This is a genomic window from Ruminococcus callidus ATCC 27760 (genome assembly GCF_000468015.1).
Taxonomy (GTDB): Bacteria; Bacillota; Clostridia; order Oscillospirales; family Ruminococcaceae; genus Ruminococcus_C; species Ruminococcus_C callidus.
Genome location: NZ_KI260310.1, coordinates 21,223 through 23,213, shown reverse-complemented (window position 1 = coordinate 23,213; position 1,991 = coordinate 21,223). Strand labels below are relative to the sequence as shown.

General features: G+C 51.2%; 3 protein-coding genes. All 3 read left to right on the top strand.

What is annotated here, in order from left to right; translation table 11 throughout:
• The first annotated feature begins 115 nt into the window (after window positions 1-115).
• The gene (locus RUMCAL_RS02425; RefSeq protein WP_021680874.1) at window positions 116-967 is read left to right on the top strand and encodes an aldo/keto reductase; all 852 of its coding nucleotides are present in this window, start codon (window positions 116-118) and stop codon (window positions 965-967) included.
• 13 nt (window positions 968-980) lie between these two features.
• A complete protein-coding gene (locus tag RUMCAL_RS02420; protein WP_040646629.1) occupies window positions 981-1,427 on the top strand; it encodes a cupin domain-containing protein in 447 nt (148 codons plus the stop codon).
• A gap of 193 nt (window positions 1,428-1,620) precedes the next feature.
• Window positions 1,621-1,944 (top strand): carboxymuconolactone decarboxylase family protein, encoded by a 324-nt coding sequence (locus tag RUMCAL_RS02415; RefSeq protein ID WP_040646627.1) that lies wholly within the window; start codon window positions 1,621-1,623, stop codon window positions 1,942-1,944.
• Window positions 1,945-1,991 lie beyond the last annotated feature (47 nt).

Below are 1,991 nucleotides of genomic sequence, written 5' to 3'. Positions count from 1 at the left end.
GCAAAGCCGTCAGGCGGGCTTTGTGCGGTGCTGCTCTAAATAACGGATTGGCTGGCGGTACAACGGTTTCCTGCTTCTACGGATCGCTACAGCCCAAAATCAGGAGGTATGACAAATGGAATTTATTACATTGAATAACGGCGTAAAAATGCCGCTGGAAGGGTTCGGCGTATTTCAGGTACCCGATGCCGCAATTTGCGAACAGGCAGTGACAGAAGCCATTGCCGCAGGCTATCGGCTGATCGACACTGCCGCTGCCTATTATAATGAAGAAGCTGTGGGAGCAGCGATCGCCAAAAGCAAAGTTCCTCGCGAAAAATTGTTCATCACCACCAAACTCTGGGTACAGGACGCAAGCTATGAAGCTGCCCAAAAAGCCATTGACACTTCCTTACAAAAGCTGGGGCTGAACTATCTGGACTTATATCTGATCCACCAGCCAATGGGTGATTATGTAGGTGCTTATCGTGCCATGGAAGAAGCATACCACGCCGGAAAGCTGCGGGCGATCGGTGTCAGCAACTTCTATCCGGCACGGCTGGCAGACCTGTGTGAAACGGTTTCCGTGATTCCGGCAGTAAATCAGGTGGAACTGCACCCATTCTTCCAGCAGGCAGATGCTTTAAAGCTGATGCAGAAATACGGTGTGACACCGGAGGCATGGGGTCCTTTTGCCGAGGGCAATCACGACATCTTCACGCATCCGGTACTCACTGCGATCGGAGCCAAATACGGCAAAAGTGCCGCACAGGTGGCACTGCGTTGGAATGTCCAGCGTGGCGTTGTTGTCATTCCGAAGTCGGTCAAGGCGGAACGTATGGCACAGAACTTCGACATCTGGAATTTCACCTTGTCGGCAGAGGATATGGCAGAGATTGCAAAGCTGGACATTGGACACAGCGAAATCGTAGACCATAACAATCCGGACTTTGTAAAAATGTTGCACCAGCTGAAGGTGCATGACTAAGGAGAAATCTTCCATGAAATACACCAAAAAAACCGCATTTGAAGCAGCTGATGCATTCGGCATCGGTGCTCCCAACGACACATACGCCCAGTATTTTATCGGGCAGTCGTTTCTGAAACCCCTGACTGAACCGGAGAAGGCACCGGTTTTTCTGGCAAACGTAACCTTTGAACCGAGATGCCGGAACAACTGGCACATTCACCATGCCACCAAGGGCGGCGGACAGATCCTGATCTGCACTGCCGGAGAGGGCTGGTATCAGGAGGAGGGCAAGCCTGCCGTCAGCCTGAAAGCCGGCACAGTAATCACCATTCCGGCAGAGGTCAAACACTGGCACGGTGCCAAAAAGGACAGCTGGTTCAGCCACATTGCAGTGGAATGCCCCGGCGAAAACTGCAGCAACGAATGGTGCGAGCCGGTAAGCGATGCAGAATACGAAAAATTGGAAAACGCTGAATAAAAGAAACACCGAGCAAAGCTTGTGGTAAGATGCGTCGTCAGATTTTTCGGCAGATTGCATAGAAATTCCGCAGGCATACTTTCCGTATGGCAAGGGATTTCTGGGCAATATGACGAAAAATCTGCACGCAGATTGCGTGCAAAGCCGTCAGGCGGGCTTTATGCAGTGTTTCCTAAAGAAAGGAATACCAGATATGGCTATCAAACAAACCGCAGGCAGAGATGCCTTGGGCGAATTCGCCCCGAAATTTGCAGAACTGAACGACGATGTACTCTTTGGCGAGGTCTGGTCGCGGGAAGAAGAACTCTCCCTGCGGGACAGAAGTCTGGTCACTGTTGTTTCCCTAATCGCCATGGGACTGACAGACAACTCTTTCCGGTATCATCTGGAATCCGCCAAAAAGAACGGCATTGCCGCATCTGAAATGGCAGAGATCATCACTCATGCGGCATTCTACGTTGGCTGGCCGAAAGCGTGGGCAGCGTTCCGCATGGCAAAGGAGGTCTACGGCGAATGAAACTGCTGATTTTGTTTTAGGCAATACCGCACAAAGATTGTGCGACA

Bases quoted from the DNA above. Each gene is read 5' to 3' on its own strand.
- RUMCAL_RS02425 (WP_021680874.1), top strand. From the start codon at position 116: ATGGAATTTATTACATTGAATAACGGCGTAAAAATGCCGCTGGAAGGG.
- RUMCAL_RS02420 (WP_040646629.1), top strand. From the start codon at position 981: ATGAAATACACCAAAAAAACCGCATTTGAAGCAGCTGATGCATTCGGC.
- RUMCAL_RS02415 (WP_040646627.1), top strand. From the start codon at position 1,621: ATGGCTATCAAACAAACCGCAGGCAGAGATGCCTTGGGCGAATTCGCC.